At 66.5% G+C, this 25,436-nt stretch carries 18 protein-coding genes and 2 pseudogenes; 11 read left to right on the top strand and 9 right to left on the bottom strand.

The annotated features are described in order from the left end of the window. Positions 1-265 precede the first annotated feature (265 nt). From gltB to GS4_RS18900, 8 genes are all read left to right on the top strand, one after another. Positions 266-4,837: a glutamate synthase large subunit gene (gene gltB / locus GS4_RS18935; protein ID WP_007623550.1), complete on the top strand. Its 4,572-nt coding sequence runs from the start codon at positions 266-268 to the stop codon at positions 4,835-4,837. After that, positions 4,830-6,332: a glutamate synthase subunit beta gene (locus GS4_RS18930; RefSeq protein ID WP_007623549.1), complete on the top strand. Its 1,503-nt coding sequence runs from the start codon at positions 4,830-4,832 to the stop codon at positions 6,330-6,332. Before gltB ends, GS4_RS18930 begins: the two co-directional genes overlap by 8 nt. Before the next feature lie 171 nt (positions 6,333-6,503). Beyond that, on the top strand, positions 6,504-7,925 hold the full coding sequence (gene pyk, locus GS4_RS18925) for a pyruvate kinase (RefSeq protein ID WP_007623547.1): 1,422 nt from the start codon (positions 6,504-6,506) through the stop codon (positions 7,923-7,925). A gap of 36 nt (positions 7,926-7,961) precedes the next feature. Beyond that, complete coding sequence (locus GS4_RS18920) at positions 7,962-8,840, top strand: acyl-CoA thioesterase (protein ID WP_007623545.1); 879 nt, start codon at positions 7,962-7,964, stop codon at positions 8,838-8,840. Between the two features lie 36 nt (positions 8,841-8,876). Next, positions 8,877-9,479, top strand: coding sequence for a hypothetical protein (locus GS4_RS25670; RefSeq protein WP_007623544.1), 603 nt, complete (start codon positions 8,877-8,879; stop codon positions 9,477-9,479). Positions 9,480-9,601: 122 nt separating this feature from the next. Continuing rightward, entirely contained in the window at positions 9,602-11,527 is a 1,926-nt protein-coding gene (locus GS4_RS18910; RefSeq protein ID WP_007623543.1) for an ABC transporter ATP-binding protein/permease, read from the top strand. 129 nt (positions 11,528-11,656) lie between these two features. Next, entirely contained in the window at positions 11,657-13,492 is a 1,836-nt protein-coding gene (locus GS4_RS18905; RefSeq protein ID WP_007623542.1) for an AMP-dependent synthetase/ligase, read from the top strand. Between the two features lie 194 nt (positions 13,493-13,686). Continuing rightward, positions 13,687-14,106, top strand: a complete 420-nt coding sequence (locus GS4_RS18900; protein ID WP_157226692.1) for an anti-sigma factor — start codon at positions 13,687-13,689, stop codon at positions 14,104-14,106. Between the two features lie 98 nt (positions 14,107-14,204). On the opposite strand, the gene GS4_RS24925 is transcribed toward GS4_RS18900, so the two are convergent. Beyond that, positions 14,205-14,621, bottom strand: coding sequence for an STAS domain-containing protein (locus GS4_RS24925; RefSeq protein ID WP_007623540.1), 417 nt, complete (start codon positions 14,619-14,621; stop codon positions 14,205-14,207). Positions 14,622-14,935: 314 nt separating this feature from the next. Between GS4_RS24925 and GS4_RS18890 the strand changes: the two genes are divergently transcribed. Beyond that, positions 14,936-15,766: a SigB/SigF/SigG family RNA polymerase sigma factor gene (locus GS4_RS18890; RefSeq protein ID WP_040511090.1), complete on the top strand. Its 831-nt coding sequence runs from the start codon at positions 14,936-14,938 to the stop codon at positions 15,764-15,766. Between the two features lie 45 nt (positions 15,767-15,811). Here the strand turns inward: GS4_RS18890 and GS4_RS18885 are convergent, their stop codons facing one another. The 3 genes from GS4_RS18885 to GS4_RS18875 form a co-directional block, all read right to left on the bottom strand. Beyond that, complete coding sequence (locus GS4_RS18885; protein ID WP_007623532.1) at positions 15,812-16,348, bottom strand: Dps family protein; 537 nt, start codon at positions 16,346-16,348, stop codon at positions 15,812-15,814. 70 nt (positions 16,349-16,418) lie between these two features. Then, positions 16,419-16,853: an SRPBCC family protein gene (locus GS4_RS18880; RefSeq protein ID WP_007623530.1), complete on the bottom strand. Its 435-nt coding sequence runs from the start codon at positions 16,851-16,853 to the stop codon at positions 16,419-16,421. Positions 16,854-16,902: 49 nt separating this feature from the next. Next, entirely contained in the window at positions 16,903-18,081 is a 1,179-nt protein-coding gene (locus GS4_RS18875) for an alcohol dehydrogenase catalytic domain-containing protein (protein WP_007623527.1), read from the bottom strand. Between the two features lie 231 nt (positions 18,082-18,312). Here GS4_RS18875 and GS4_RS18870 point away from each other — a divergent pair, with 231 nt between their 5' ends. Next, positions 18,313-19,170, top strand: a complete 858-nt coding sequence (locus GS4_RS18870) for an SDR family oxidoreductase (protein WP_007623525.1) — start codon at positions 18,313-18,315, stop codon at positions 19,168-19,170. A 79-nt stretch (positions 19,171-19,249) separates the two neighbouring features. Here the strand turns inward: GS4_RS18870 and GS4_RS18865 are convergent. The 5 genes and pseudogenes from GS4_RS18865 to GS4_RS18855 all read right to left on the bottom strand — a co-directional run bounded on the left by GS4_RS18865 (position 19,250) and on the right by GS4_RS18855 (position 24,533). After that, positions 19,250-19,854 (bottom strand): annotated as a pseudogene (locus GS4_RS18865) (flavodoxin family protein). A gap of 70 nt (positions 19,855-19,924) precedes the next feature. Continuing rightward, positions 19,925-20,062, bottom strand: a complete 138-nt coding sequence (locus GS4_RS26430; protein ID WP_369403318.1) for a Rieske 2Fe-2S domain-containing protein — start codon at positions 20,060-20,062, stop codon at positions 19,925-19,927. A 309-nt stretch (positions 20,063-20,371) separates the two neighbouring features. Further along, positions 20,372-21,085 (bottom strand): annotated as a pseudogene (locus GS4_RS26425) (NAD(P)/FAD-dependent oxidoreductase); the annotation flags it as partial. After that, complete coding sequence (locus tag GS4_RS26420) at positions 20,991-21,425, bottom strand: FAD-dependent oxidoreductase (RefSeq protein ID WP_369403317.1); 435 nt, start codon at positions 21,423-21,425, stop codon at positions 20,991-20,993. The gene GS4_RS26420 and the pseudogene GS4_RS26425, both read right to left, overlap by 95 nt. A gap of 45 nt (positions 21,426-21,470) precedes the next feature. Next, positions 21,471-24,533, bottom strand: coding sequence for an MMPL/RND family transporter (locus GS4_RS18855; RefSeq protein ID WP_007623518.1), 3,063 nt, complete (start codon positions 24,531-24,533; stop codon positions 21,471-21,473). Positions 24,534-24,804: 271 nt separating this feature from the next. Here GS4_RS18855 and GS4_RS24920 point away from each other — a divergent pair, with 271 nt between their 5' ends. Next, positions 24,805-25,191 (top strand): hypothetical protein, encoded by a 387-nt coding sequence (locus tag GS4_RS24920; protein ID WP_007623516.1) that lies wholly within the window; start codon positions 24,805-24,807, stop codon positions 25,189-25,191. Positions 25,192-25,436 lie beyond the last annotated feature (245 nt).

The raw sequence follows: 25,436 nt of genomic DNA, 5'->3' as shown, positions 1-25,436 counted from the left end.
ACACGATCTGCCACCCCTGGACACCCGGTGCTGTCTCGACCCCGACACCGGCGCGATCGGTCGGCCACCTCGCTCGCTGCGCGCCGCCATCCGGGAGAACCGAGCATCGGCCCGGGCTTCGGATACAGTGGGGGCGTCACGGTGTGCAGGTCAGCCCCTCCTGCCTTCGTTCGCGATGTTCCGACACCATGACTCTCCACGGGCCAGTGCTGTCCTGAGGACATCAGCTCGCGGCCCCGACGACGGGTCGGATGTGGAGGTAGCGATGTTGTTCTCTCGTCTTCCCGAACGGCAGGGTCTGTACGACCCCGACGCCGAATCGGATTCCTGTGGTGTCGCGATGGTCGCCGACGTCCACGGTCGCCGTTCGCACGGAATCGTCGCCGACGGGCTGCTGGCGCTGGAGAACCTCGAACATCGCGGCGCGGCCGGAGCCGAGCCCAACAGCGGTGATGGCGCCGGCATCTTGCTCCAGGTCCCGGACGAGTTGTTCCGTGCGGCGGTCGGTTTCGACCTTCCCGAACCCGATGCCGACGGCGCCAACACCTACGCCGCCGGGATCTGCTTCCTGCCCGCGGAGCCCGTCGCCCGTCAGGTCGCCATCGACCGCGTGACAGCTCTGGCCGCCGCCGAGGGCATCACCGTGTTCGGCTGGCGCGACCTGCCGGTGGACGCCGACCGTGCGGACGTCGGCGACACCGCCCGCGACTGCATGCCGTTCATGAGCCAACTGTTCGTCGGTGTCGACCCGGCGGTCGGCGATGAACGTATCGGGGGATTGGCGCTCGATCGGGCGATCTACCCGTTCCGTAAACAGGCCGAGCGGGTCACGCCCGAGATCGAGGAGGCAGGGACCGGCCTGTACTTCCCGTCGTTGAGCAGCCGAACCATCGTCTACAAGGGCATGCTCACCACGATGCAGCTGCCGCTGTACTACGACGACCTCCGCGACGAGCGGTGCACGAGCGCCATCGCGATCGTGCATTCCCGGTTCTCCACCAACACCTTCCCGTCGTGGCCGCTGGCGCATCCGTTCCGGTTCATCGCCCACAACGGCGAGATCAACACCGTGCGCGGCAACCGGAATCGGATGCGCGCCCGCGAGGCCCTGCTGGCGACCGACCTCATCCCGGGTGACCTCACCCGCGCGTTCCCGATCTGCACACCGGCAGCATCCGACTCGGCATCCCTCGACGAGGTGCTCGAACTGCTGCACCTGGGCGGACGAGATGTGGCGCACGCGGTGATGATGATGGTCCCCGAGGCCTGGGAGAACGTCCCGGTGATGGATCCCAGGCGTCGGGCCTTCCTGCAGTTCAACGCCTCGCTGATGGAGGCGTGGGACGGGCCGGCCTGTGTCACGTTCACCGACGGGACGGTGGTCGGCGCCGTCCTCGACCGCAACGGTCTCCGTCCGGGCCGGTGGTGGCAGACCGCCGACGGCCGGGTCATCCTCGCCTCCGAGGCCGGCGTCCTGGACGTCCCCGTCGAGGAGGTGATCGCCAAGGGGCGGCTCGAGCCGGGGCACATGTTCCTCATCGACACCGCCCAGGGCCGCATCGTCCCCGACGACGAGGTCAAGGGCGAGCTCATGACCGCGGAGCCCTACGAGGAGTGGCTGCACGCGGGTCTCCTCGACATCGCGACGCTGCCCGCGCGCCCGGTCTATCGCCCGAACCACGACACGGTGGTGCGGCGGCAGGTCTCGTTCGGCTACACCGAAGAAGACCTGCGGGTGCTCCTCACCCCGATGGCCGCGTCCGGGTACGAACCACTCGGGTCGATGGGCACCGACACCCCGGTAGCCGTGTTGTCGCAGCGTTCACGACTGCTCTACGACTACTTCGTCGAATTGTTCGCCCAAGTCACCAATCCGCCGTTGGACGCCATCCGCGAGGAGATCGTCACATCGATGGCGCGCGTGATGGGACCGGAGCAGAACCTGCTCGCACCCGGTGCCGCATCGTGTCGACAGATCCAGTTGCACTGGCCCGTCATCGACAACGAGGATCTCGCCAAGCTCGTCCACATCGACGACGACGGGGACAACCCGGGACTGTCGGCCAAGGTGCTGCACGGGCTGTACGAGGTGGCCGACGGTGGCGAGGGGCTCGAGCGGGGACTGGCCGACCTCCGCGCTCGCGCCGTCCAGGCGATCGCCGACGGTCACCGGACACTGGTCATCTCCGATCGCCACACCGACCGCGAGCATGCTCCGATCCCGTCGCTGCTCGCGACCTCCGCGGTGCACCACCACCTGGTGCGGACCAAACAACGCACCACGGTCGCGCTGGTCGTCGAGTCGGGTGACGCCCGCGAGGTCCACCACATCGCGACGCTCATCGGCTTCGGTGCCGCGGCGGTCAACCCGTATCTCGCGCTGGAGTCGATCGAGGACCTGATCGCCGAGGGAGAACTGACCGGTGTGCCGCGATCGAAAGCGGTCCGCAACTATCTCGAAGCGTTGGGCAAGGGCGTGCTCAAGGTCATGAGCAAGATGGGTATCTCGACCATCAGTTCCTACACCGGCGCCCAGGCGTTCGAGGCGGTCGGCCTGTCGTCCGAGGTGGTACGAGAGTACTTCACCCGCACGGTCTCCCGGATCGAAGGAGCCGGCCTCGACGAGCTCGCCGAGGAGGTCCGCATCCGCCATCACCGAGCGTTCCCGGAGAACCCGACCGAACAGGTCTATCGGCGCCTCGAGGTCGGCGGTGAGTACCAGTACCGACGTGAGGGGGAGTTGCATCTGTTCACCCCGGAGACGGTGTTCCTGTTACAGCACGCGACAAAGACCGGGCAGGACGAGGTCTTCGAGCGCTATTCCGACGAGGTGAACCGATTGTCGCGCGAGGGCGGGACGCTGCGTGGCCTGTTCGGGTTCGACACCGAGAGCAGGCAACCGGTGCCGCTGGACGAGGTCGAGTCGGTCGAGTCGATCATGACCCGCTTCAACACCGGCGCGATGAGCTACGGCTCGATCTCCGCCGAGGCACACGAGACGATCGCGATCGCGATGAACCGGATCGGTGGTCGGTCCAACTCCGGAGAGGGCGGCGAGGATGTCGACCGGCTGTACGACCCGGAACGCCGCAGCGCCGTCAAACAGGTGGCCTCGGGCCGGTTCGGCGTCACCAGCGACTATCTGATCAACGCCACCGACATCCAGATCAAGATGGCGCAGGGCGCGAAACCCGGTGAGGGCGGCCAGTTGCCGGCATACAAGGTCTATCCGTGGATCGCCAAGACGCGGCACTCGACGCCCGGGGTCGCGCTGATCTCACCGCCACCACACCACGACATCTACTCGATCGAGGATCTCGCCCAGCTCATCCACGACCTCAAGAACGCGAACGCCGACGCCCGCATCCACGTGAAGCTGGTCAGCGCCGTGGGGGTGGGGACGGTGGCCACCGGGGTGTCGAAGGCGCATGCGGACGTGGTGCTGATCTCCGGTCACGACGGGGGCACCGGCGCATCACCGCTGACCTCACTCAAACACGCCGGGACGCCGTGGGAGATCGGTCTCGCCGATGCCCAGCAGACGCTGATGCTCAACGGTTTGCGTGATCGGATCACGGTGCAGTGCGACGGCGCGCTGCGCACCGGCCGTGACGTCGTCGTCGCGGCGCTGCTCGGTGCCGAGGAGTACGGCTTCTCCACGGCGCCACTGATCGTGGCCGGCTGCATCATGATGCGGGTGTGTCACCTCGACACCTGCCCGGTCGGCGTCGCGACCCAGAACCCGCAGTTGCGTGCACGGTTCACCGGACAGGCCGAGCACGTCGTCAACTTCTTCCGTTTCGTCGCACAGGATGTGCGGAAGTATCTGGCGCAATTGGGGTATCGCACGCTCGACGATGCGATTGGGCAGTCGCAGCGTCTGCACACGGCCGAGGGCGTGGCGCACTGGAAGAGCAAGGGACTCGACCTCACGCCGATCTTCCGTGGCGTGGCGGGGGGCGGCGAACCTCGTCGGGTCCGCGGACAGGACCACGGTCTCGATCGCGCCCTCGATCAGACTCTCATCCAGTTGGCCGAAGGTGCGTTGGAAGACGCTCACCCGGTGACCCTCGAACTGCCGGTGCGCAATGTCAATCGCACTGTCGGCACCCTGCTCGGAGCCGAGGTCACGCGTCGGTACGGCGCGCAGGGGCTGGCACCCGACACCATCACGGTGGAGTTGACCGGCTCCGCCGGTCAGTCGCTCGGGGCCTTCCTGCCGCCCGGCGTCACCATCCGTCTGCGTGGCGACGCCAACGACTACGTCGGCAAGGGACTCTGCGGGGGCACGGTCGTGGTCGCGCCCGACCCGGCCGCACCGTTCATCGCCGAGGACCAGGTGATCGCGGGCAACACCATCCTGTACGGCGCGACATCGGGGCAGGTCTTCCTCCGCGGTCGGGTGGGCGAGCGTTTCTCGGTGCGTAACTCGGGCGCGATCGCCGTTGTCGAAGGAGTCGGCGATCACGCCTGCGAGTACATGACCGGCGGCCGGGTGGTCATCCTCGGACCGACCGGCCGGAACCTTGCCGCGGGGATGTCGGGTGGCATCGCATATGTGTACGACCTCGACCCAGGCTCGGTGAACCCGGCGATGGTCGAGCTGTTGCAACCCGACCCCGACGATCTCGATTGGCTGCACGAGACGATCACCCGTCACACCGAGGTGACCGGATCGACCATCGGTGCGTCGATGCTCGCCGACTGGCCGCGGCGCTGCCTCGGCTTCACCAAGGTCATGCCCACCGACTACCGACGGGTGCTCGACGCCGCGCGCATGGCGCAGGCCGAGGGGCGCGACGTCGACTCAGCGATCATGGAGGCGGCACGTGGCTGATCCGCGCGGTTTTCTGGAAGTCGGCAAGCACGAGGCGGCTTACCGGCCGGCCGACGAACGCATCCACGACTGGGCGGACGTCTACGCCCATGAGGACGCGTTGCGGACCCTCGACGAAGTGGCCGAGCAGGGGCGCCGTTGCATGGACTGCGGTATCCCGTTCTGCCACTCCGGCACCGCGGGCTGCCCACTGGGCAACCTGATACCCGAGTGGAACGACCTGGTCCGTCGCGGTCGGTGGGATGCGGCGAGCAGTCGCCTCCATGCCACCAACAACTTCCCCGAATTCACCGGGATGGTGTGTCCGGCGCCGTGCGAGGCGGCGTGCGTCCTCTCGATCTCGGAGGCAACGACCGGCGGCAGCGTCACGATCAAACGCATCGAGAAGACCATCGCGGAGCAATCGTGGGCGGAGGGGTTCATCCACCCCGAGGCGCCCGCGTCGAGGTCGGGACGGTCGGTGGCGGTGGTCGGGTCGGGGCCCGCGGGTCTGGCGGCCGCTCAGCAACTCACCCGCGCCGGTCACGTCGTGACCGTCTACGAGCGCGACGACCGGATCGGTGGTCTGCTCCGGTACGGCATCCCGGAATACAAGCTCCAGAAGTCCGACATCGACCGGCGGGTGTCGCAGATGCGCGCCGAGGGGACCGAGTTCGTGGTCGGCTGTGACGTCGGCACCGACCTGACGGTCGAGGAGCTGCGGTCGCGTCACGACGCGGTGGTGCTGGCGGTCGGCGCACTGGTGGCCCGGGACAATCTGGTGCCCGGCCGGGAGCTCGACGGCGTGCACCTGGCGATGGAGCACCTGGTGCCGGCGAACCGCGAATGCGAGGGCGACGGACCGTCGGCGATCACCGCCGCGGGCAAGCACGTGGTGATCATCGGCGGCGGCGACACCGGGGCCGACTGCCTGGGCACCGCACATCGGCAAGGCGCCGCGTCGGTCGTCCAGCTGGACTACAACCCGGCGCTGCCCTCCGACCGGGACGACACCCGGTCGCCGTGGCCGACCTGGCCACTGGTGATGCGGACGTCATCGGCGCACGCCGAGGGCGGCGAGCGTCGCTTCGAGGTCGCAGTGCAGCGGTTCGTCGGCGACGATGCCGGCCACGTGCGGACGCTGGTGCTGGCCGAGGTCGAGGTGCGTCGCGAGGCCGACGGTCGTCGGGTGGTGACCCCGATCGGCGACGAGTTCGAGATCCGGTGCGATCTGGCGCTGTTCGCGATCGGCTTCGAAGGGGTCGAACGCGGACCGCTCTTGGCCGGCCTCGAGCTGGAGCCGAACGGGCGCGGAGCGCTCTCGTGCGGCAGCGACTGGCAGACCGATGCGCCGGGCGTGTTCGTGTGCGGTGACGCGCACCGGGGTGCGTCGCTGGTGGTGTGGGCGATCGCGGAGGGACGGTCCACCGCGCGGTCGGTCGACGAGTTCCTGATGGGGTCGTCGGATCTTCCGTCGCCGGTGCGGCCGGCGACCTTGCCACTCAGCGTCCGATGAGCACGACACCGTCGGGACGCGCCGCGCCGACCCGCCCGACTGCGGGTCGAGTGCATTGTGTTCACGACCATGACGGACGGGCTGATCACCTGCCGAAACTCCATGTGGCGAGACGATGACAAGTACCTCCGCCCGTGGAGTGCGGATGACGAGCCGACTAAGCTCTCCACAGTGACGAGGCGAACCAAGATAGTCTGCACGCTCGGTCCCGCGACCGGCACCGACGAGCGAGTCGAAGAGCTCGTGGCGAGTGGGATGGACGTGGCTCGTCTGAACTTCAGCCACGGCACCCACGACGACCATGCGGAGATGTACGCGCGGGTCCGCAAGGCCACCGACAAGTCCGGGAAGGCCGTCGGCATCCTCGCCGATCTGCAGGGGCCGAAGATCCGGCTCGGTCGGTTCGGGGGCTCGGGCCGGGTCGAATGGGCAAACGGTGAGACGGTACGGATCACCGTCGACGAACTCGTCGGCGACCACGACCGCGTCTCGACCACCTACAAGAACCTCGCGCGCGATGCCGCACCCGGCGATCGGCTGCTCGTCGACGACGGCAAGGTCGGCCTGACGGTCACCGAGGTCGACGGCACCGACGTCGTCTGCCTGGTCACCGAGGGCGGACCGGTCAGCAACAACAAGGGCCTCTCCCTGCCGGGGATGAACGTGTCCGTTCCGGCGCTCTCCGAGAAGGACATCGCCGACCTCGAATTCGCGTTGCGGCTCGGCGTCGACCTGATCGCGCTGTCGTTCGTTCGCAGCCCCGCCGACATCGAGCTCGTCCATGAGGTGATGGATCGCGTCGGTCGTCGCGTCCCGGTGATCGCGAAGCTGGAGAAGCCCGAGGCGATCGACAACCTCGAGGCGATCGTCCTGGCCTTCGACGCGATCATGGTCGCGCGCGGAGACCTCGGTGTCGAGCTCCCGCTCGAGGAGGTGCCGCTGGTCCAGAAAAAGGCGATCCAGATGGCGCGCGAGAACGCCAAGCCGGTGATCGTCGCGACCCAGATGCTCGAGTCGATGATCGAGAACTCGCGGCCCACCCGGGCCGAGGCCTCCGATGTCGCCAACGCCGTCCTCGACGGCGCCGACGCCGTGATGCTGTCCGGCGAGACCTCGGTCGGCAAGTTCCCGCTCGAAGCCGTCAGCACCATGGACCGCATCGCTCGGGCCGTCGAGTCGGGCAGCCGGGATGTGCCGCCGCTGAGCCACGTTCCGCGTACCAAGCGCGGCATAATCTCCTATGCTGCCCGCGACATCGGTGAGCGGTTGGAGGTCAAGGCGCTGGTCGCCTTCACCCAGTCCGGCGACACCGTCCGCCGACTGGCCCGCCTGCACTCGCGTCTGCCGTTGCTGGCCTTCACGCCGCTGCAGGAGGTTCGCAGCCAGCTCGCGCTGAGCTGGGGCACGGAGACCTTCATCGTCGACCACGTCGCCGATACCGACGCGATGATCGACCAGGTCGACAACCAACTGTTGGAGATCGGGCGACTCAAGGACGGTGATGTCGTGGTGATCGTCGCCGGCGCACCGCCCGCGACGGTCGGCTCGACCAACCTGATCCACGTGCACCGCATCGGCGAGCAGGATCACTGATCGGACTCCGCGGGGCGGGCATTAGGGTGTCCTCCCATGGTCTCTGAACATTCCGAGGATCTCGCCCAGTTGCTCGCCTTGCTCGACGTCGAGCGGGTGTCCGACGACGTCTTCGTCGGTCAGCACCCCGAGCAGAAGACGGCTCGGACCTTCGGTGGGCAGTTGCTCGGCCAAGGAGTGGTGGCTGCCGCGCGGACGTTGACGCGCGGCACCCCACCGATTCACGCCGTGCACGCACACTTCATCCGCGGCGGCGACGTGAACAAGCCGATGGAGTACCGGGTCGCCCGATTCCGAGACGGCAAGTCGTTCGCCAACCGGCAGGTGACCGCGGTCCAGGATGACTCCGAGATCTTCACGATGCTGGTGGCGTTCCAGGACAACACCGCCGGACTGGAACACGCCGTTCAGGTGCCGCAGGTGCCTTACCCCGAGGAACTGCCCCCGTTGGGCGAGCACTTCAAAGGGTTCGAGGACCGGATCGCCACCTTCGTCAACGCGTTGCACCCCATCGACATCCGCTTCGCCAACGACCCCACCTGGAAGGCACGCGAGGCGGGGGAGAAGTTGGTCGACAACCGGGTGTGGATGCGCGCCGACGGCCGCATCCCAGACGACCCGATCCTGCATGTCGCGGCGCTCTGCTACGCATCGGACACCACGGTGCTCGACTCGGTCATCACCACCCACGGGCTCTCCTGGGGGATCGACCGGCTCTTCGCGGCGACGGTGAATCACTCGATGTGGTTCCACCGTGAGTTCCGGTTCGACGAATGGATGCTCTACGCGACGGAGTCACCGGTGGCCGCCGGATCGCGCGGCATCGGCTCGGGACGGTTCTTCACCCGGGACGGCACCCTGGCCACCTCGGTCGTGCAGGAAGCGTTGATCAAGTACTTCCCGCCGAAGAGCTGACGCGGTACCTCGGATGGCCTTTGGCAGACTGTTCGCATGACCACCGGCCAACCGCCTTCGGCCCACGGCGACGGGACGCCGTCCGTCACCCCGTCGGCCCCCGGGCCGGCGACCCCGGATGCATCAACCGTCGGCGGGCAGTACTCGGGTCAGCAATGCCCGCATCCGCAGTACGCACCACAGACGCCACCCGAATACTGGCCTCGGCCGGGCGGCCCGCTGCCGCTACGTACGTGGCAGCGCAGCACCCGCACACTCGTGATCGTGGTGAGCTCGATCGCCGCGGTGCTCCTCGCCGTCATCGCGGTCGCCGCAGTCACCTCGGGGTCGGTGCTGTCGTCGCAGTTCACCGCGAAGGGTGAGATCATCGTCGACTGCGCGACCGCGAGCGCGCCGACCGCCGGCGGCATCATCCGGCTCGGTGATGCGGTACGCGTCTACGGCGAGACCGGCGACGAACTCGGGCGTACCGAGACCCGCGCACTGGTTCGCGGTGATCACGGGTGCGCCCTGCCGTTCGCGATCGACGGTGTCAGCGCCGGTGGCGACACGTACCTCGTGCGCGTCGGTGACGTCTTCCAACAAACTGTGGGGCGCGCTGCGCTGACCTCCGGCGCCGTGCTGCGTCCGGTGCGCTGACCTTCTGCCCGCACGCTTTTCGATCTCCCGTCGCCGTGGTCGACCGTTGCCCGGTGACCGTGCGGGGCGCGGGTTAGACTTCCTCGATTCGTGTCGGCCGGACGTACTAGGGGGAGGTGTCGGTGGAGTACAGCATCGATTGGGGAAACGAGGTCTGGAACTCGCTCCGATGGCTGGCGATCGCCTTCGCGATCACGGTCGTGAGCATCGCGGTCCTCGGCTGGTTGTTGGCTCGATACAGCCGATGGGGGCGGCCGTTCTGGAACCTGGTGGGTGGCTTCTTCACCGAGCGCGAGACGCGCGTCCGTGCGTGGACCTATGTGATCGTGCTGATCGTGCTGGGCTTGTTCGGCGTCCGGATCACCGTGCTGTTCTCCTACTTCGGCAACGATCTGTTCACCGCGATGCAGACGATCGCCCAGGGAGTCTCGGCAGGAGATGGCGGTCAGGCCATGCTCGATGCCGGCAAGTCGGCGTTCTGGCACTCCATGGCCGTGTTCGGCATCCTCGCCACCATCCACGTGATCCGCACGCTCATCGAGCTGTATCTGGGCGCTGCGTTCGAGATCAAGATGCGATGGTGGCTCACCGCAGGCGCCACCGCGGACTGGATGCAGGACAACGCCTTCTACCGCAACCGCTTCGTCGATCTGGGTGACACCAGCAAGGATGCCGACATCCAGCCCGGCATCGACAACCCTGATCAGCGCATCGAAGCCGACATCACGAACATCGCGTCCACCGGCCGAGGACTATTCTTCGGATCCGGCGGATCCACCTCCAACGGCCTCATCCCGGCGGTGGCGACGATCGTGTCGTTCACGATCATCTTGTGGAACCTGTCCGGTCCGGTGGACCTCTTGGGCGTCGAGATCCCGCGGATGATGGTCTGGTTGGTCCTGATGTTCGTTCTGGTCGCGACAGTCATCGCTTTCTGGATCGGTCGCCCACTGATCCGATTGAACTTCTGGCGCGAGCGCCTCACGGCGAACTTCCGGTACTCGCTGGTACGAATTCGGGACGGCGCCGAGAATGTCGCCTTCTACGGTGGCGAGCGCGTCGAGCACGCCGGCCTCATGTCACGCTTCTCCGCCGTCGTCGCCAACTATTGGCGGATCATCTACGTGAGCATCGCCTTCAGCGGTTGGAACTTCATCATCAGCCAGACGGTCCGGGTGCTGCCGTACGTCGTCCAGGCCCCCCGCTTCTTCGACGGTCGGATCACCTTGGGCGACATGACCCAGACCTCCGACGCCTTCATCAACATGGCCGACGCATTGTCGTTCTTCCGTGAGTCGTACGCCGACTTCACCAATTTCCGCGCTTCCATCATTCGACTCGACGGCCTGCAGTCCGCCGACGAGTCGTCGAGGTCGCTCAAGAAGATCACGACCGTCGACGTCGACCGCGCCGTCCGTCTGGCCGACGTCGACATCACCACGCCCGACGGCGACGAGTTGATCCGCGACCTGTCGCTGACACTCGCCCCCGGCGACGCATTGGTCGTCAAGGGGCGCTCGGGTTCGGGCAAGACAACGTTGTTGCGCGGCCTGGCCGGTCTGTGGCCGTTCGTCGACGGTGAGTTCAGCCGACCGGCAGGGGATCGCACCCTCTTCCTGTCGCAGATCCCGTACATCCCGCTCGGCGATCTGCGTACCGCGGTCGCCTACCCGGCGCTGCCCGACGACGTCGGCGACGAGTCGATCCGCTCGGTGCTGGAGAAGGTCTTCCTCCCGCACCTGACGTCGCGGCTGGACGAGGAGCAGGACTGGTCCAAGGTGCTGTCTCCCGGCGAGCAGCAGCGGGTGGCGTTCGCCCGCGTGCTGCTGACCAAGCCCGAGGTGGTCTTCATGGACGAGGCGACGTCGGCGGTCGACGAGGGATTGGAGTTCTCGCTGTACACGCTGATCCGATCCGAACTGCCGACCACCATCGTCGTCTCCATCAGCCATCGCAGCAGCACCGACCAGCACCACACCGAGGTCCTGGAACTGACCGGCGGCGGGACCTGGGAGTTGCGGCCGGTGCCCAGCACCGCAGGCGGCTGATCGTCCGTACCGGGTGCTGTGAGCGGCAAGTTTTACTTTCCGATTACCAACTTCTCGGAACCTATCGAGACAGCCCGGCGGCTCGCATAGTGTGATTCCCACCACAGGTTCACAGGTGAGGGGTTACCCATGTCCGGCGCTGCATCGATCACGTTCCCGCACGAAACCGGGGTGCAGGTCAGCACCCTGCCGGAGGGGTTCCAGGAGACTGTCCGGGTGCGACCCACGGCGGTCGCCCTGCGGACCGTCGGTGGCATCCAGCAGATCACCTGGGCGGAGTATGCCCGACGGGTGGAGGCCATCGCGCGCGGCCTGGCAGGTATCGGGGTCGGGCGGGGCGACACCGTCGGCATCATGCTCACCAACCGGCCGGAGTTCCACCTCGTGGACACGGCGGTGCTGCACCTCGGTGCGGTGCCGTTCTCGATCTACAACACCAGTTCGCCCCAGCAGATCGAGTACCTGTTCGGCAACGCCGAGAACCGGGTCGTCGTCACCGAGCAGGTCTTCCTGCCCGCGGTGCGCGCTGCCGATTCCGCGGTCGAGACGACGATCGTCGTCGACGGGGCCGCCAGCGGTGCCACCACCCTCGCCGAACTAGAGAAGACCTCCGCGCCCGACGGATTCGACTTCGAGGCATCTTGGCGCGCCGTGGAGCCCGACGATCTCGCCACCCTGATCTACACGTCCGGCACGACCGGACCGCCGAAGGGCGTGGAGATCACGCACCGCAACATCATCGCCCAACTCGCAGCGCTCGCCGAGCACGTCGACGTCGGATTCGACGATCGGATCGTCTCGTATCTGCCTGCTGCACACATCGCCGACCGCGTGTCGTCCCACGCAGCCAACATGGTGCGCGGTGTGCAGGTGACGACGGTGCCGGACCCGCGCGAGATCGCGGCGGCGCTACCGGAGGTGCGACCGACGTTCTTCTTCGGCGTTCCGCGGGTGTGGCAGAAGATCCGTGCGGGGATCGAGGCGAAGATGAGTGAGGAGTCGAGCCCGATCAAGAAGAACCTGGCCGCGTGGGCACTCGACGCCGGGGCACGCTCGGCGGCGGCGCACCTCGAGGGCCGCGGGACCGGTCCACTCGGCGGCGTGCAGCACGGACTCGCCGACAAGCTGGTGCTGCACAAGGTCCGCGCCGCGATCGGCATGGACCAGTTGACCTTTGCTGGGTCCGGAGCAGCTGCGATCCCCCCGGAGGTGCTCACCTTCTTCCTCGGCCTCGGCATCCCGGTGCTGGAGGTCTGGGGGATGTCGGAGACCACCGGGGTGTCGACCATGACCACGGCCGAGAACCTCAAGATCGGGACCGTCGGCAAGCCGGTGGCCGGCGTCGAGACGAAGCTCGCCGACGACGGTGAGCTGCTGATCCGTGGGCCTGTCGTGATGAAGGGGTACCGCAAGCAGCCCGACAAGACCGCCGAGACCATCGATGCCGACGGGTGGCTGGCCACCGGAGACATCGCGACGATCGACGATGCCGGGAACGTGACCATCGTCGACCGCAAGAAGGAACTGATCATCAGCGAGGCGGGTAAGAACATGTCGCCGACCAACATCGAGAACGCGATGAAGGCCGCGTCCTCGCTGATCGGTCAGGCGGTGGCGATCGGTGACGGTCGGCCGTATGTCTCCGCGTTGGTCGTGCTCGACCCCGATGCGGCGGCCGCTCGAGCCAAGGCCCTGAACATCCCCGACGCCGACATCGTGCAGTTGTCGTCGCGCCAGGAGGTGGTGGACGAGGTGAGCACCGCCATCCGGACGGGTAACCAGACCCTCTCACGCGTCGAGCAGATCAAGCGTTTCACCATCGTGCCCACCGCGTGGGACCCGGGCGGGGATGAGTTGACGCCGACGATGAAGCTCCGCCGCGCACCGATCTCGACCAAGTACGCGACCGAGATCGTCGCCTTGTACGGTGACGACTCCTCGCCGGCGGTCGTCGACCTCCGCTGACCTCGTATCGGGAGAGTCGGTGACGCCTGGCCCCCGCTGCGCACAGGGATTGCCGCGCCGGATGTTTTGGCGTGAAACCGGTGGGGTACGAATGTGTCCATGACCGGGGTGCGCTGTGCATCCGGACAGGTAGATCGACATTTCGGCCCAGCAGAGGAGCCGGATAGGGGTGAACGATGGAGGACAACGGCGCAGTGACCGACGAGCTCGACATGATCGCGGATGTATCCGTGGACGCGCGCCCGCCCGTCGGACTCTCGGTTGCAGCAACCGCGGACCAGTTGGCGATAGTCCGAACAGTCGTCGAGCGTGCTCTGTTCATCGACGACTGGCTGATCGACGATGTCGCCGACGTCAAACTCGGCGTGGACGAGATCTGCTCACAGCTCATCGCCGCATCGGACGACGATTCGCGTCTGGAACTGACGCTCACGGTCGGTCCGCGCGGCGTGCTCGGCCAGATCAACGGGCATCTGCATGCTGGTGTGGACATCAGCACCGCGGGATTCGGTTGGCGCGTGGTGGAAGCGGTCACCGACGCGCAATCGGTCACCTACATCGATGCTGGTGACCGCCGACAGGCCACCATCAGATTCGCCAAGCTTCGGCGCTGACACCTGTCGAACGGCCCGTCATAGGACGACTGCCAGGCCCCGGGATTCTCTACGGCCTGGCAGTTCGATCTTGTTGTTCGTCTGCGACGGTGTTTCGTTCAGCCGGCCAGGCGATCGGCGAGAGCAGATCCGGCCTGGTCGACGGTCTCGAAGATGTCCAGATCGGTGTGGAGATGACATGCCTCGATGGGACGAGTCACGGTGCGGGGACCGACGACGCCCACCGGGATCCCGTGGCGCCCGGCGTCGGCAGCGAAGGTCGCCAGCAACGAGAGCCCCGAGGAGCCGAAGAAACCGACCTGGGACAGGTCGAGGACCACGCCTTCGGGCGAGGTACCCAGGACGCGATCGAGTGCCAGCGCGAAGTCGGCTGCGGTCTGCATGTCGATGTCGCCCGAGAAGCGTTGGACACAAAAGGAAGTGGTGAACGGCCGAGGTTCTGTCGGCCGAGGGACACCGGCGGTCGCGGTGGTCGTCGAGAACGGGGTGTGTGAAGTCGAAGCGTTGAGGCTCATGAAAGATGCTCGTTTCGCTCGAAAGGTCTCGAGTACGCGAGGCGCTCAGCGTGCCTCGCCGGTCTGCTCGAATGCAGCTTTTCACTGAACCGCTACTGTCACCGTACGGCTGTGGCGCAGTGACTACAAGGTTTGCAGGCGAGGGGACGTACGAGGGTTTGTTCAGTGACGGCTTCGGGTATCCATGGACGTTCGAAAAGATGTCACCGGTTGTGGAAGGAAAGTTCGTACGTGCCGACACCGCACCGCAGGATCACCCACAGAGTGCATCCGCGAGTTCGCGCGGGTCATCGCGCCGGATCCGTGACGAGCCTCTGGTGAGCGCACGCCGCGGCGACGACGACTACGCCGACGTGGTCGGAACACTCGCCGAGATCCGATCTGAACAAGACGCGGACCGCCGAGCTCGGCGGCGCGACGATCTCGTCGAACGCTGTCTGCCGTTGGCCGATCACGTCGCCCGTCGATTCGCGGGCCGGGGAGAGCCGTTCGACGACCTGGTTCAGGTGGCGCGGATCGGGGTGGTCAACGCCATCGACCGTTTCGACGTCGACCGTGGACCCGACTTCCTCTCATTTGCGGTCCCCACCGTGATGGGCGAGGTCCGCCGCCATTTCCGCGACAGCACGTGGTCGATGCGCGTTCCGCGTCGCGCCAAGGAGACCTCGCTGAGCATCAGCAAGGCCAGCGACGAACTCGTCCAACGCCTCGGCCGATCGCCCCGTCCGTCGGAGTTGGCGGCGCATCTCGACATGCCGGTCGACGAAGTGATCGAAGGGCTGATGGCCCGGTCCGCGTACAACGCCATGTCCATCGACGCCGAGTCGGACGCAGAGGGCGCCGGTAGGTCGGTACGCGACACCCTCGGCGAGGACGACGAGCGCATCGGGCAGGTCGAGGAGTACGTGACCTTGCGTCCGGCTCTGGAGCGTCTGCCCGAGCGCGAGCGGAGAATCCTGGAATTGCGGTTCTTCAAGTCGATGTCGCAGAGTGAGATCGCCGCCGAGATCGGCATCTCTCAGATGCACGTGTCGCGCTTGCTGTCACGCACTCTCGCGCAGCTGCGCGACGAGGTCACGCCGACGGAAGACGATTCCGCAGGTGACGGTTCCGTGCACGCGGACGCTCAGCACGCGCGCAAATAGAGCGGTTCGGGCCGGGATCGGTTGCCCGATCCCGGCCCGCGATACTCAACGAACGGCGTCAGCCGCACCCTTCTCGGTTGTCGAACCGCCATGTCCGAGATCACCAGTCGAACTCTCGAGGTGCGCCCGGACGAACCACTGGAACTTCTCCAATTCAGCGGTCTGGCCGATCAGGATGTCCTCGGTCACCGGGTCGACCTTGCCGGTCGTCTCGATCGCATTGCGGTGGGACACCACGAAACCGTCGTAGACCAGATCGAGGGCGGCGAGATGCGCCTGGACCGTGTCGCGGCCGATCGAGTAGTCATCCCACGAACGATCATGCTCGATGGCCTTGGCCGTACCGCTCGGCGAGCCGCCCAGGGTCGCAATACGTTCGGCCAGCGTGTCGGCGTACCCGCGGACGAGTTCGACCTGGGGATCGATCATCTCGTGCACGCCGATGAAGTTGGGACCCACCACATTCCAATGGATGTGCTTGAGGGTCAAGTGAAGGTCGTTCAACGCGCTCAATCGCTCCTGCAGAGCATCGATCACGGTCGTTGCATCGGAACCGGACAATCCGGGAGTTGTGAAAGCCATACGCGTCGGCTACCCGACCATCCGCACGGCGAAACGCGCGTCGATGACTCCAGGATGCCGATGGACAGCCCTAGTGCGCGCCGTTCTCGGCGAGCAGCGTCAGCCGGCGCAGGCATTCCCGCAACCGCGGAGCCATCGCGACGTGCTGGGCGCTGTCGGGAATCCACCGCATCCAGAGACTTTCGGCATGTTCGGCCATCGTCACCTGCGCGCCGTGTTCGTGCTTCTCGATGGTGAGTTCGATACGGGCCTTGCCGACCGGGGAAGCGTGCGCGGTGAGGATGAGTGATCCCGCAGATGACTCCCGAGACACGGTGATGTCGTCGAGGAGCAGCGGCCAGGTGCCCACCGAATGATGGATGCGGGAGCCGGCTTGCGGCCAGGTCTCATCGACCGACCGGATGCGCGACGCCCCGACCACCCAGGAAGAGTAGAGCCAGCCGTTCGACAGAATCGACCAGACCTTGGCCGGAGACGCTGTGGTCGTATAGGTGACGCTCGGCATCGCAAGTCCTCCTGCAGAAGTCGGGATCTCGTGGGACCGTCGGTGTGGCTCAGGGCTTGAGCATGATCTTGACCGCGCCGTCGCGCTTCTCCTGGAACATCTCGTAGGCGCCAGGGGCGTCATCGAGCGGCAGCTCATGCGTGGCAAACGAATCGACGCCCAGCGGATCGTCGTCGTCGAGCAGCGGAAGGATGTCGGGGACCCATTTCTTCACATTCGCCTGCCCCATGTGGAGTCGGATCTGCTTGTCGAACATGGTGAGCATCGGCAGGGGGTCGGCGGTGCCGCCGTACACACCGCTGAGCGAGATGGTCCCGCCGCGGCGGACGATGTCGATGGCGGAGTAGAACGCGGCGAGTCGATCCACCCCGGCCTGCTGCATCACGGGTTCGGCCACAGCGTCCGGGAGTAGACCGACGACCTGCTGCATGATCTTGTTCACCGGCGACCCATGCGCTTCCATGCCGACTGCGTCGATCACCGCGTCGGTGCCGCGACCTCCGGTGCGGGCCCGGATGACCTCGCCGATGTCGTCCACGGACTCCAGATCGATCGTCGGGATACCACGGGCTTCCAGGCGCGCACGTCGCTCGGGCACCGGGTCCACACCGATGACCTCATGACCCAGATGACTCGCGATCCGGGCCGCCATGTCACCGATCGGCCCGAGACCGAGCACGGTCACCGAGCCGCCGGTCGGTATGTCGGCGTATTGGACGGCCTGCCAGGCCGTCGGAAGCACGTCCGACAGATAGACGTATCGCGAGTCCGGTGCCCCTTCGGGCACCGTGATGTGCGTGAACTGGGCCTGGGGCACACGCAGATACTCTGCCTGCCCACCTGGGACAGACCCGTAGAGCTTGGAATAGCCGAACAGTGCCGCGCCCATGCCCTGACTCCGCACCTGCGTCGTCTCGCACTGCGTGTACAACGTCTGATCGCACATGTAGCACGATCCGCACGAGATCTGGAATGGGATGACCACGCGGTCACCGACCGACAGACCGGCGACGTCACTGCCGACCTCCTCGACGATCCCCATCGGCTCGTGCCCCAGGATGTCGCCCGCGGTCATGAACGGACCGAGAACTTCGTACAGGTGGAGGTCTGACCCGCAGATGTTCGTCGACGTCACCTTGATGACTGCGTCTGTCGAGTGTTCGATGCGCGGGTCGGGCACATCTTCGATCCGTACGTCACGCTTGCCCTGCCACGTCACTGCTCGCATCGTCTTCCTCCATTCGTGGCCGAGACGCCGACCGTCGAGCACGGTCGGAACCATCAGGCGCGGACCATGTGTTCGATGAGAGCGTGCCCGGTACCGCCCGGACCGAAACCTCGCCGATGGGCACGGTGAAAGCAGCTGTGAAGCAACTGCTTTCGGTTTCGCAAAATTGGCCCCGGTGCACCGCACGTGCTCCGGCGTTTCCGGGCCTCGGGTCGCGGGTAGTCGTCGACGATGAGTGATTCCAACCAACATCCGCCCGACGACCTCGCGTATCCCGGTGAGACCGGTGACATGACAGATCGACCCCAGGACGAGATGCGCGAATACCGCGGGCGAGAACTGTTGGCAGGCAAGACTGCTCTGATAACCGGTGGTGACTCAGGAATCGGTCGGGCAGTGGCGGTGGCGTTTGCCAAAGAAGGGGCCGACGTCGCGATCGCGTATCTCGAGGAGTCCGACGACGCACGGCACACAGTGGCACTCGTCGAGGCGACCGGCCGCCGCGCAGCCGCCTACGCGGGCGATCTCGCCGATTCCGAGCACGCCGCGGGGATCGTGCGGCGCACCGTCACCGATCTGGGTGATCTCGACGTACTCGTGAACAACATCGCGTTCCAGAATCCCGTCGACGACTTCCTCGAGCTCACCCCAGAGCAATGGCGACGCACATTCGACGTCAACATCGACAGCTTCTTCCACACCACGCGCGCGGCGGTGCCGCATCTCACCGGCGGAGGAGCGATCGTCAACACGGGATCGATCAACGGGTTGCGCGGCAACAAGCAGCTGATCGATTATTCGGCGACGAAAGGTGCGGTCACCGCGCTGACCTACTCGCTCGCACAATCGTTGCTGGAGCGTCGGATCCGGGTCAACTGTGTGGCGCCGGGCCCCGTGTGGACACCGCTGATCCCGGCAACCATGCCGCCGGACAAAGTCGCCGACTTCGGTGCGCAGGTGCCGTTCGGCCGAGCTGCGCAGCCAGATGAGATCGCTCCCTCATACGTCTTCTTCGCCGCGGACGAGCTGTCGTCGTATTACTCGGGCGAGGTGCTGGCGCCGATCGGCGGCGAGACGTTGCCCGGTTGACGTGGTCACGGCGAAGCCGTCGCACCGCCACCCTCATGGGCGGTGCGACGGTGTCATGGGCACCTCGGATGCCGATCGATCAGGAGTACGCGGGGTATCCGGAGGCGCGCAGCAGTCCGGCCAGATGAGCGGCATTACGTGCAGCGTTCGCCGTGGTGGTTGCCACCGCGGAGGGGACGGTCTCCAGGTCGAGGTAGTCGCGTCCGCCCATCGCCTCGTCATTCAGTACGTCGACCCTTGCGCGGGGATGGTGAAGCCGATGTCGGTGAGACCGCCGAACACATCGGCGATGATCTTGTGTGCGCCATCCTCGTTGCCCACCACAGCCACCATGCCCACCTTCCCGAGCGACGACGGCCTTCCTGCATCGTCCGTCTCGGAGATCTCTGCATCGAGACGTTCGAGGACGCGCTGAGTCACGCTGGACGGGTGACCCAGCCACGTCGGCGTCGAGATCAGCAGGATGTCAGCGGCGAGAACCTTGTCGAGGATGACCGGCCACTGGTCGCCGTCGCCCATGTCGCGTTCGACACTAGGACGGATGTCGTGGTCCACCGCACGGACGATCTCTCCGCCCACGCCGTGTTCCGACAACGCGTCCAGAGTCTGACGAGCGATGAGTTCACTGCTCGACTCCGCGGGTGTGGGCTTGAGTGTGCAGACGATTGCCAGTGCTGAAGTCATGGTTGTCGGGTACCCAACCGACTGCAGGACAGTCATGGATGCGTGAGAACGTGGCCCCCTGCACAATTCGTCACGGAGTCGGCAACGGGCGCGTCGCAGGCCCTTCCAGGACCTCGCCCCGGCGATCGAAGCGCGAGCCGTGCAGCGGGCAGTCCCAGGTGTGTTCGGCGTCGTTCCAGCGGAGTGCCCCCAACAGGTGTGTGCACACCGGGACGACGGATGTCGTCTCCCCGTCGACGGTGCATGTGCCCCGTGGTCGCAGCCCGTGTCGACCGACGACTCCGTGGCCCTCGGCGGGGTTCGGGTCCGACGGGCGCACCAGCTGGGTGTAGCCGGCGAACAGTTGCACGCCGACCTGTGTGTTGGCGCGGGCAGCGGACGGCAGTGAGAACAACTCCGAGTTGCGCCATGGTCGGAACGGCTCAGCCCATTCCTGGTGGCCTCCGAGAAGCCGTCCGGCGAGCGCGAGCGCTGCGGCCACACCATTGCTCAGCCCCCATTTGGCGAAACCGGTGGCGACGAGAAGCCGTTCGGTGCCCGGCAGGAGGCGACCGACGTAGGGGAGTTGGTCGAATGACTCGTAGTCCTGAGCCGACCATCGGGCGACACGACGCGCGCCCGGGAACCATCGGTCCGTCCAACCCAGCATCTCGTCGACATGCTGCTGCTCGGACCGGGCCCGGCCGACCTCGTGGCCGAATCCTCCGACGAGCAAGAGGTCGCCGGGGCCGTCGCGTCGCGGCACCGTGCGCAGAGAGACCGATGGTTCATCGGCGCCCAGGTACATCTGCCGAGGGATTTCTCCGTCGACCTCGAAGGCCGCCGCATACGACCGCATCGCGTGGACGCGTGCGAAGTATCCACCGCGATCGAGAACTGGTGTCCCCGTCGCGAGCACGACGGACTCCGTGGAGAGCGTGCCGTTGTCGGTGTGCACCAGCTGACGGTTGCGGTCGGAACTCACCCGCCGCACACGCACACCTTCGATGATCTGCCCACCGTGCGAACGGATCTCATCGGCCAGCGCGCGCAGCACAGGCATCGGATCGATCTGCAGTTGCTCGTCGAGGTGCACGGCTGCACGGACCGGGAACGGCAGTTCTGGGCAGTCCGCGCGGTGGGTCGGCAGACCTGCATCACGTGCGATCTCGTGTTCTTTCACCACTTGTTTCGCGCCGGACTCGGACTCGGCGAAGGTGATCGCGGTCCGTACCTGGACATCGATGTCGTGCCGGGCACAGAAGTGTCGAAGCCACGCCTGCCCCTCCGCGTTCGCCTCGACGTAGGAACGGATCGTTTCTGCGCCCGTGGTGCCTGGCGATGGAGGACAGGCGGGTGCCCTGCAACAACGAGACCTTTCCCGTCGTGTTGCCGGTCGCTCCCGCCCCCAGGTGCCGGGCTTCGATGACCGTCACACTCCGTCGTGCGCGCGCCAACAGCAATGCGGTGGTGAGGCCCGTCAGACCGCCACCAACCACCACGTGGTCGGTCGTCTGGCTGTCGAACTCCGGCGATCCGTCGACCGGATGGACTTCGGTCGCATCATCGACGTTCGTCCAGAGGGAGACCATGGTCGGCGGATGCCCCCGGCGCGCGACGACCAAACGCCCGGCGCATCACGCCTCCGGACCTGGCTTCGCCGGCCACCAGATCCGGTCCCCGATGACCGTCATCGCGGCGGGCACCAGAATGGAGCGCACAAGGGCGATGTCCAGCAGGAGTCCGACCCCGATGGTGAAGCCGATCTGGACCAGGTTCAGGACCGTTCCGCTCATGAGCGCGAACATGGTGAGGGCGAACACGATCCCGGCGGTGGTGATGACCCCGCCCGTGCTGCCGAACCCGCGGATGATTCCGCGCACCATGCCACCGTTCGCCGACTCCTCCCGTATTCGGGAGGCGAACAGCATCGAGTAGTCGGCGCCCACGGCGATGAGGGCCATGAACGACACGGGGATCACCGACCAGTCGAGGGGGAAGCCGATGATGTGCTGCCACACGAGCACGCTCACGCCGACGGCCGAGGCGAACGACAGGATCACCGCGGCGACGAGGACGACGGGAGCGAGGATGCTGCGCAGCAGAACCATCAGGATGAGCAGGACCGCGATCACCGCGACGGTGGCGAACACCAGGAAGTCGCGGACGACCTGGTCGGACATGTCGGCCGACAGCGACGCCAGTCCGCTGGTCGACACCTCGGCGTCCTCGAGACCGGTGCCCTGCAGTGCCCGCTTCGCCACCTCGGGTAGCCGCCGACTGGTCTCGAGCGCCTCGGTCCCGTACGGGTTGACGCTCCAGGTGACCAGCATGCGCGCGGTGTGTCCGTCCGGTGAGATGAGCAGCTTGCTGCCCTCGACGAACCGTTTGTCGGTCAGCGCATCCTTCGGCAGGTAGAAACCGGCGCCCGGGCCCGACCGCGTCGAGGCGCTCATCGTCGTCAGATAGTCCGATGCCTGCTTCAGTCCGGCCTGCAGGCGCGCGGTGAGTGCCACCGTGGTGTCGGTGCCAGCTTTCACCTGGCGGAGTCCGTCAGAGAGTTGCGCCATCCCGGTGGACAGTTCGCCGACACCGGATGTCAGACGCCGGAGATCCGCGCGCACCTGGTCGGGTGAACGGCCGCCCATCTGCGCGAGCAGTCGGTCCACGGTGTCGAGTGCACGACGCACCTGTGGCAGTGTCGCGGTGAGCCGGTCCACGATCTCGGGCGCGACCCCGGCGAGCGCGTCGACATCACGGATTGCCGTCGATGCGCGTCCGCCCACGAGTCGATCGAGTTGGGCGAAAGCCGCTCGTGCGGCGAGGCATCCGGGGTCGGTGCGACATCCGGGGGGAGGTGTGGGAGAGGTGAGGGGGCCGAAGACGGCGGTGACGCGTCGGACGGCTGCCGACGTCTCGCGGTCTCGGCGGTCGATTGCCGCCACGACCGCCTCCGTGCTCGCCAGTGACGATCGGATCGAGGGCAGCGAGCCGGCGAGCGATCGCGAATCGTCGCCGGTACTCGCGGCGACGATCTTCTCGACCACCGTCAATCCGTCGAGGACGGAGTCGGCCATGGTGACGACCTGTCGGGTCCCGTCGACCAGCTCGGGCATGCGCGCCGCAGCAGAATCCGCGCCCTCACCCAACTGTGTGACACCCGATGCGAGTCTCCGGAGTTCCGGTGCGGCATCGGACATCTGACGATGGGCGTCGCCGAGTTGGCTGCCTACGACACCCGTCTGATATCCGGTGGCCGCTTCTTTGATCGGCGATCCGTCGGGACGGGTGATCGAACGGACGCGTGCGACCTGGGGGAGGTCTGCGACGGCGCGCGCCGCCAGCTCCATGGCGGCCAGGTCGGTGGTGGATCGTAGATCGTGGTCGCTGCGAATGGTGAGGTACTCGGGCGCGATCTCGTTGTCGCCGTAATGCTTTGACACGGCGTCGTAACCGCGGGTCGAGTCGGTGTCGTAGATCGGCATCGCCGACTCGTCCCAATTCATCTCGAAGGTGACCGCGATCAGCGACGTGCCGATCAGAAAGGCCAGGGCTGCGGCGGTGTAGACACCCGCTCGTCGCACGATGCGTGCACCGCGTCGTCGCCACGCGTTCTCGGTGTCGCGGCGAGGCTCGGCCCATCCGCGGCGACCGGCGAGTGACAGCAGTGCGGGTGGCAGGGTGAGTGCCAGCGCGAGGGTCACGAGGACGGCGATAGCAGTCGGCGGGCCTGCGGTCGTGAACATGCCGATCTTGGTGAACGCCATCGATGCACAGGCTGCTGCGATGGTCAGTGCCGATGCGATGAGGATCGGGCCGGTCCGCCCGGATGCATGGGCGACCGCCTCACCGACCGGGGATCCTCGCCGTCGGGCCTCGTGATAACTCGCGACCGTGAAGATCGCGTAGTCCGTCCCGGCGCCCAACACCAGTGCGGTCATGATCGCGACGGTGAAGTTCGAGACCGACAGGACGTCGGTTCCGCCCAGTACCGAGATGATCGGGCGCACGACGCCGAGCGTCAGGCCGATGGCGATGAGCGGTATCAGGGCGGTGACCACGTCTCGATACGCCGCGAACAGCAGGAGCGTGATCAGCAGGATCGAGACCCCGGTGATGATGAGCAGCGAGACGTCGATGGCGGAGAACAGATCCGAGAGCGTGGCGGTGGGGCCGCTGTAATGGACCTCCAGACCATCCGGTTTCGGGATCGAGTCGATGTGGTCGCGGATGGCGACGGTGCTGTGGTGGGCACGTGTCGACCCCACCGATCCCTCGGAGGCCACCAGCAGGTTCACTGCCTTGCGGTCGGGGCTCAGTGCGATGTCCCTGGTGACCGGGTTGCTGTAGGTGTCGAGAACGTAGGCGACATCCTGTTTGTCGTCGATGAGTTTGCCGATGAGCGTTCGGTAATAGGCATCGTCGGCCGGACCGATGCCCTTCTCGTTGACCAGGACCACGCTGCTCACTGCGTTCGATGCCGGGACATCGAAGTCTGCCGACATTCGCTCGAGCGCGATGTTGGCCGGTAGGTCTCGCGGCAGGAAGTCGGCCGAGTTCGCCGACACCGTGCTCTCCAACTGCGGGATGGTGACGTTGAGGACGCCCGCGACCAGCACCCAGAAGCCGACGACCCACCAGGCGTGCCGATGAGTCCAGCCGCCCACCCTGACGAGCGTCCGACTACTGCCGTGCGCCATGTTGCCCCCTCGACCGCGGCGGCATCCGGCGCGGGTATGTATGCCTACATAGATGATATGGGTGGCGACGGTAGCCGTAACCGCGGGTACCAGTCAACAGTCGTTGTCACGTTTAGCGCGGAGGCATCGCTACGCCATGGGTGGTGTCGGCACCCGCGACGGCGCGACGAACCGTTGAGCTGGCGGTGTTTGTGCTCGCCGATCACGGGTAGATCTGAGTGGCCGCAGCGTCCCGGTATCAGTAGTGAAGCGACGGATCGATGGGAGGCATGTGTCCGGTTCGAGCACCGATGTCTCGGTCGAACTCACCGTGTGTGCATCAGCCCCACGGCTGTCGCTGGTGCGTCAGGTGGTCGGTGACGTGGCTGCCGCAACGGGTTTCGACCCCATCGACGCGATCGACCTCACCGTTGCCGTCGACGCGATCTGCGCGCTGGTGATGTCTTGTTCCGCCGAGACGCATGAGCTCCGCTGCGTGGTGAACGCTCGCAGTCGAGGCGCCGACGTCCACGTGACCGGGCGGTTGGCCGAGCGACTCCGATTGCCCGAGGACGACTTCGCCTGGCGGACCGCACGGGCGATGGTCGACGACGTGCAGGTGTCGACATCCGATGATCACGTGGCGGTGACATGCCGAAAGACCAGGTCCCTCAGGTGATGTCGGCTCCGCTCACGACCCCGTCCGTGCTCCTGCTCCGCGATTGCCGGGAAGGATATGGTTCGGGCTCTTCGACCAGGACGACGTGTCGACATCTGAGCGGGTCTTCGACGGACAGACACCGGACATCATCGCTTCGACGATCATCGAGGCGATGCGGATCCTGATCGATCGGGTGTCGGTCGCCGACTGAGATACCTCGATGGGTCATGCTCGACAGAAGCGGCCGCCGCGTCGGGGGATCG

Source organism: Gordonia soli NBRC 108243 (assembly GCF_000334455.1).
Classification (GTDB): Bacteria; Actinomycetota; Actinomycetes; order Mycobacteriales; family Mycobacteriaceae; genus Gordonia; species Gordonia soli.
The sequence above is the reverse complement of the archived record's forward strand: the minus strand, read 5'-3'. Positions and strand labels throughout refer to the sequence as shown.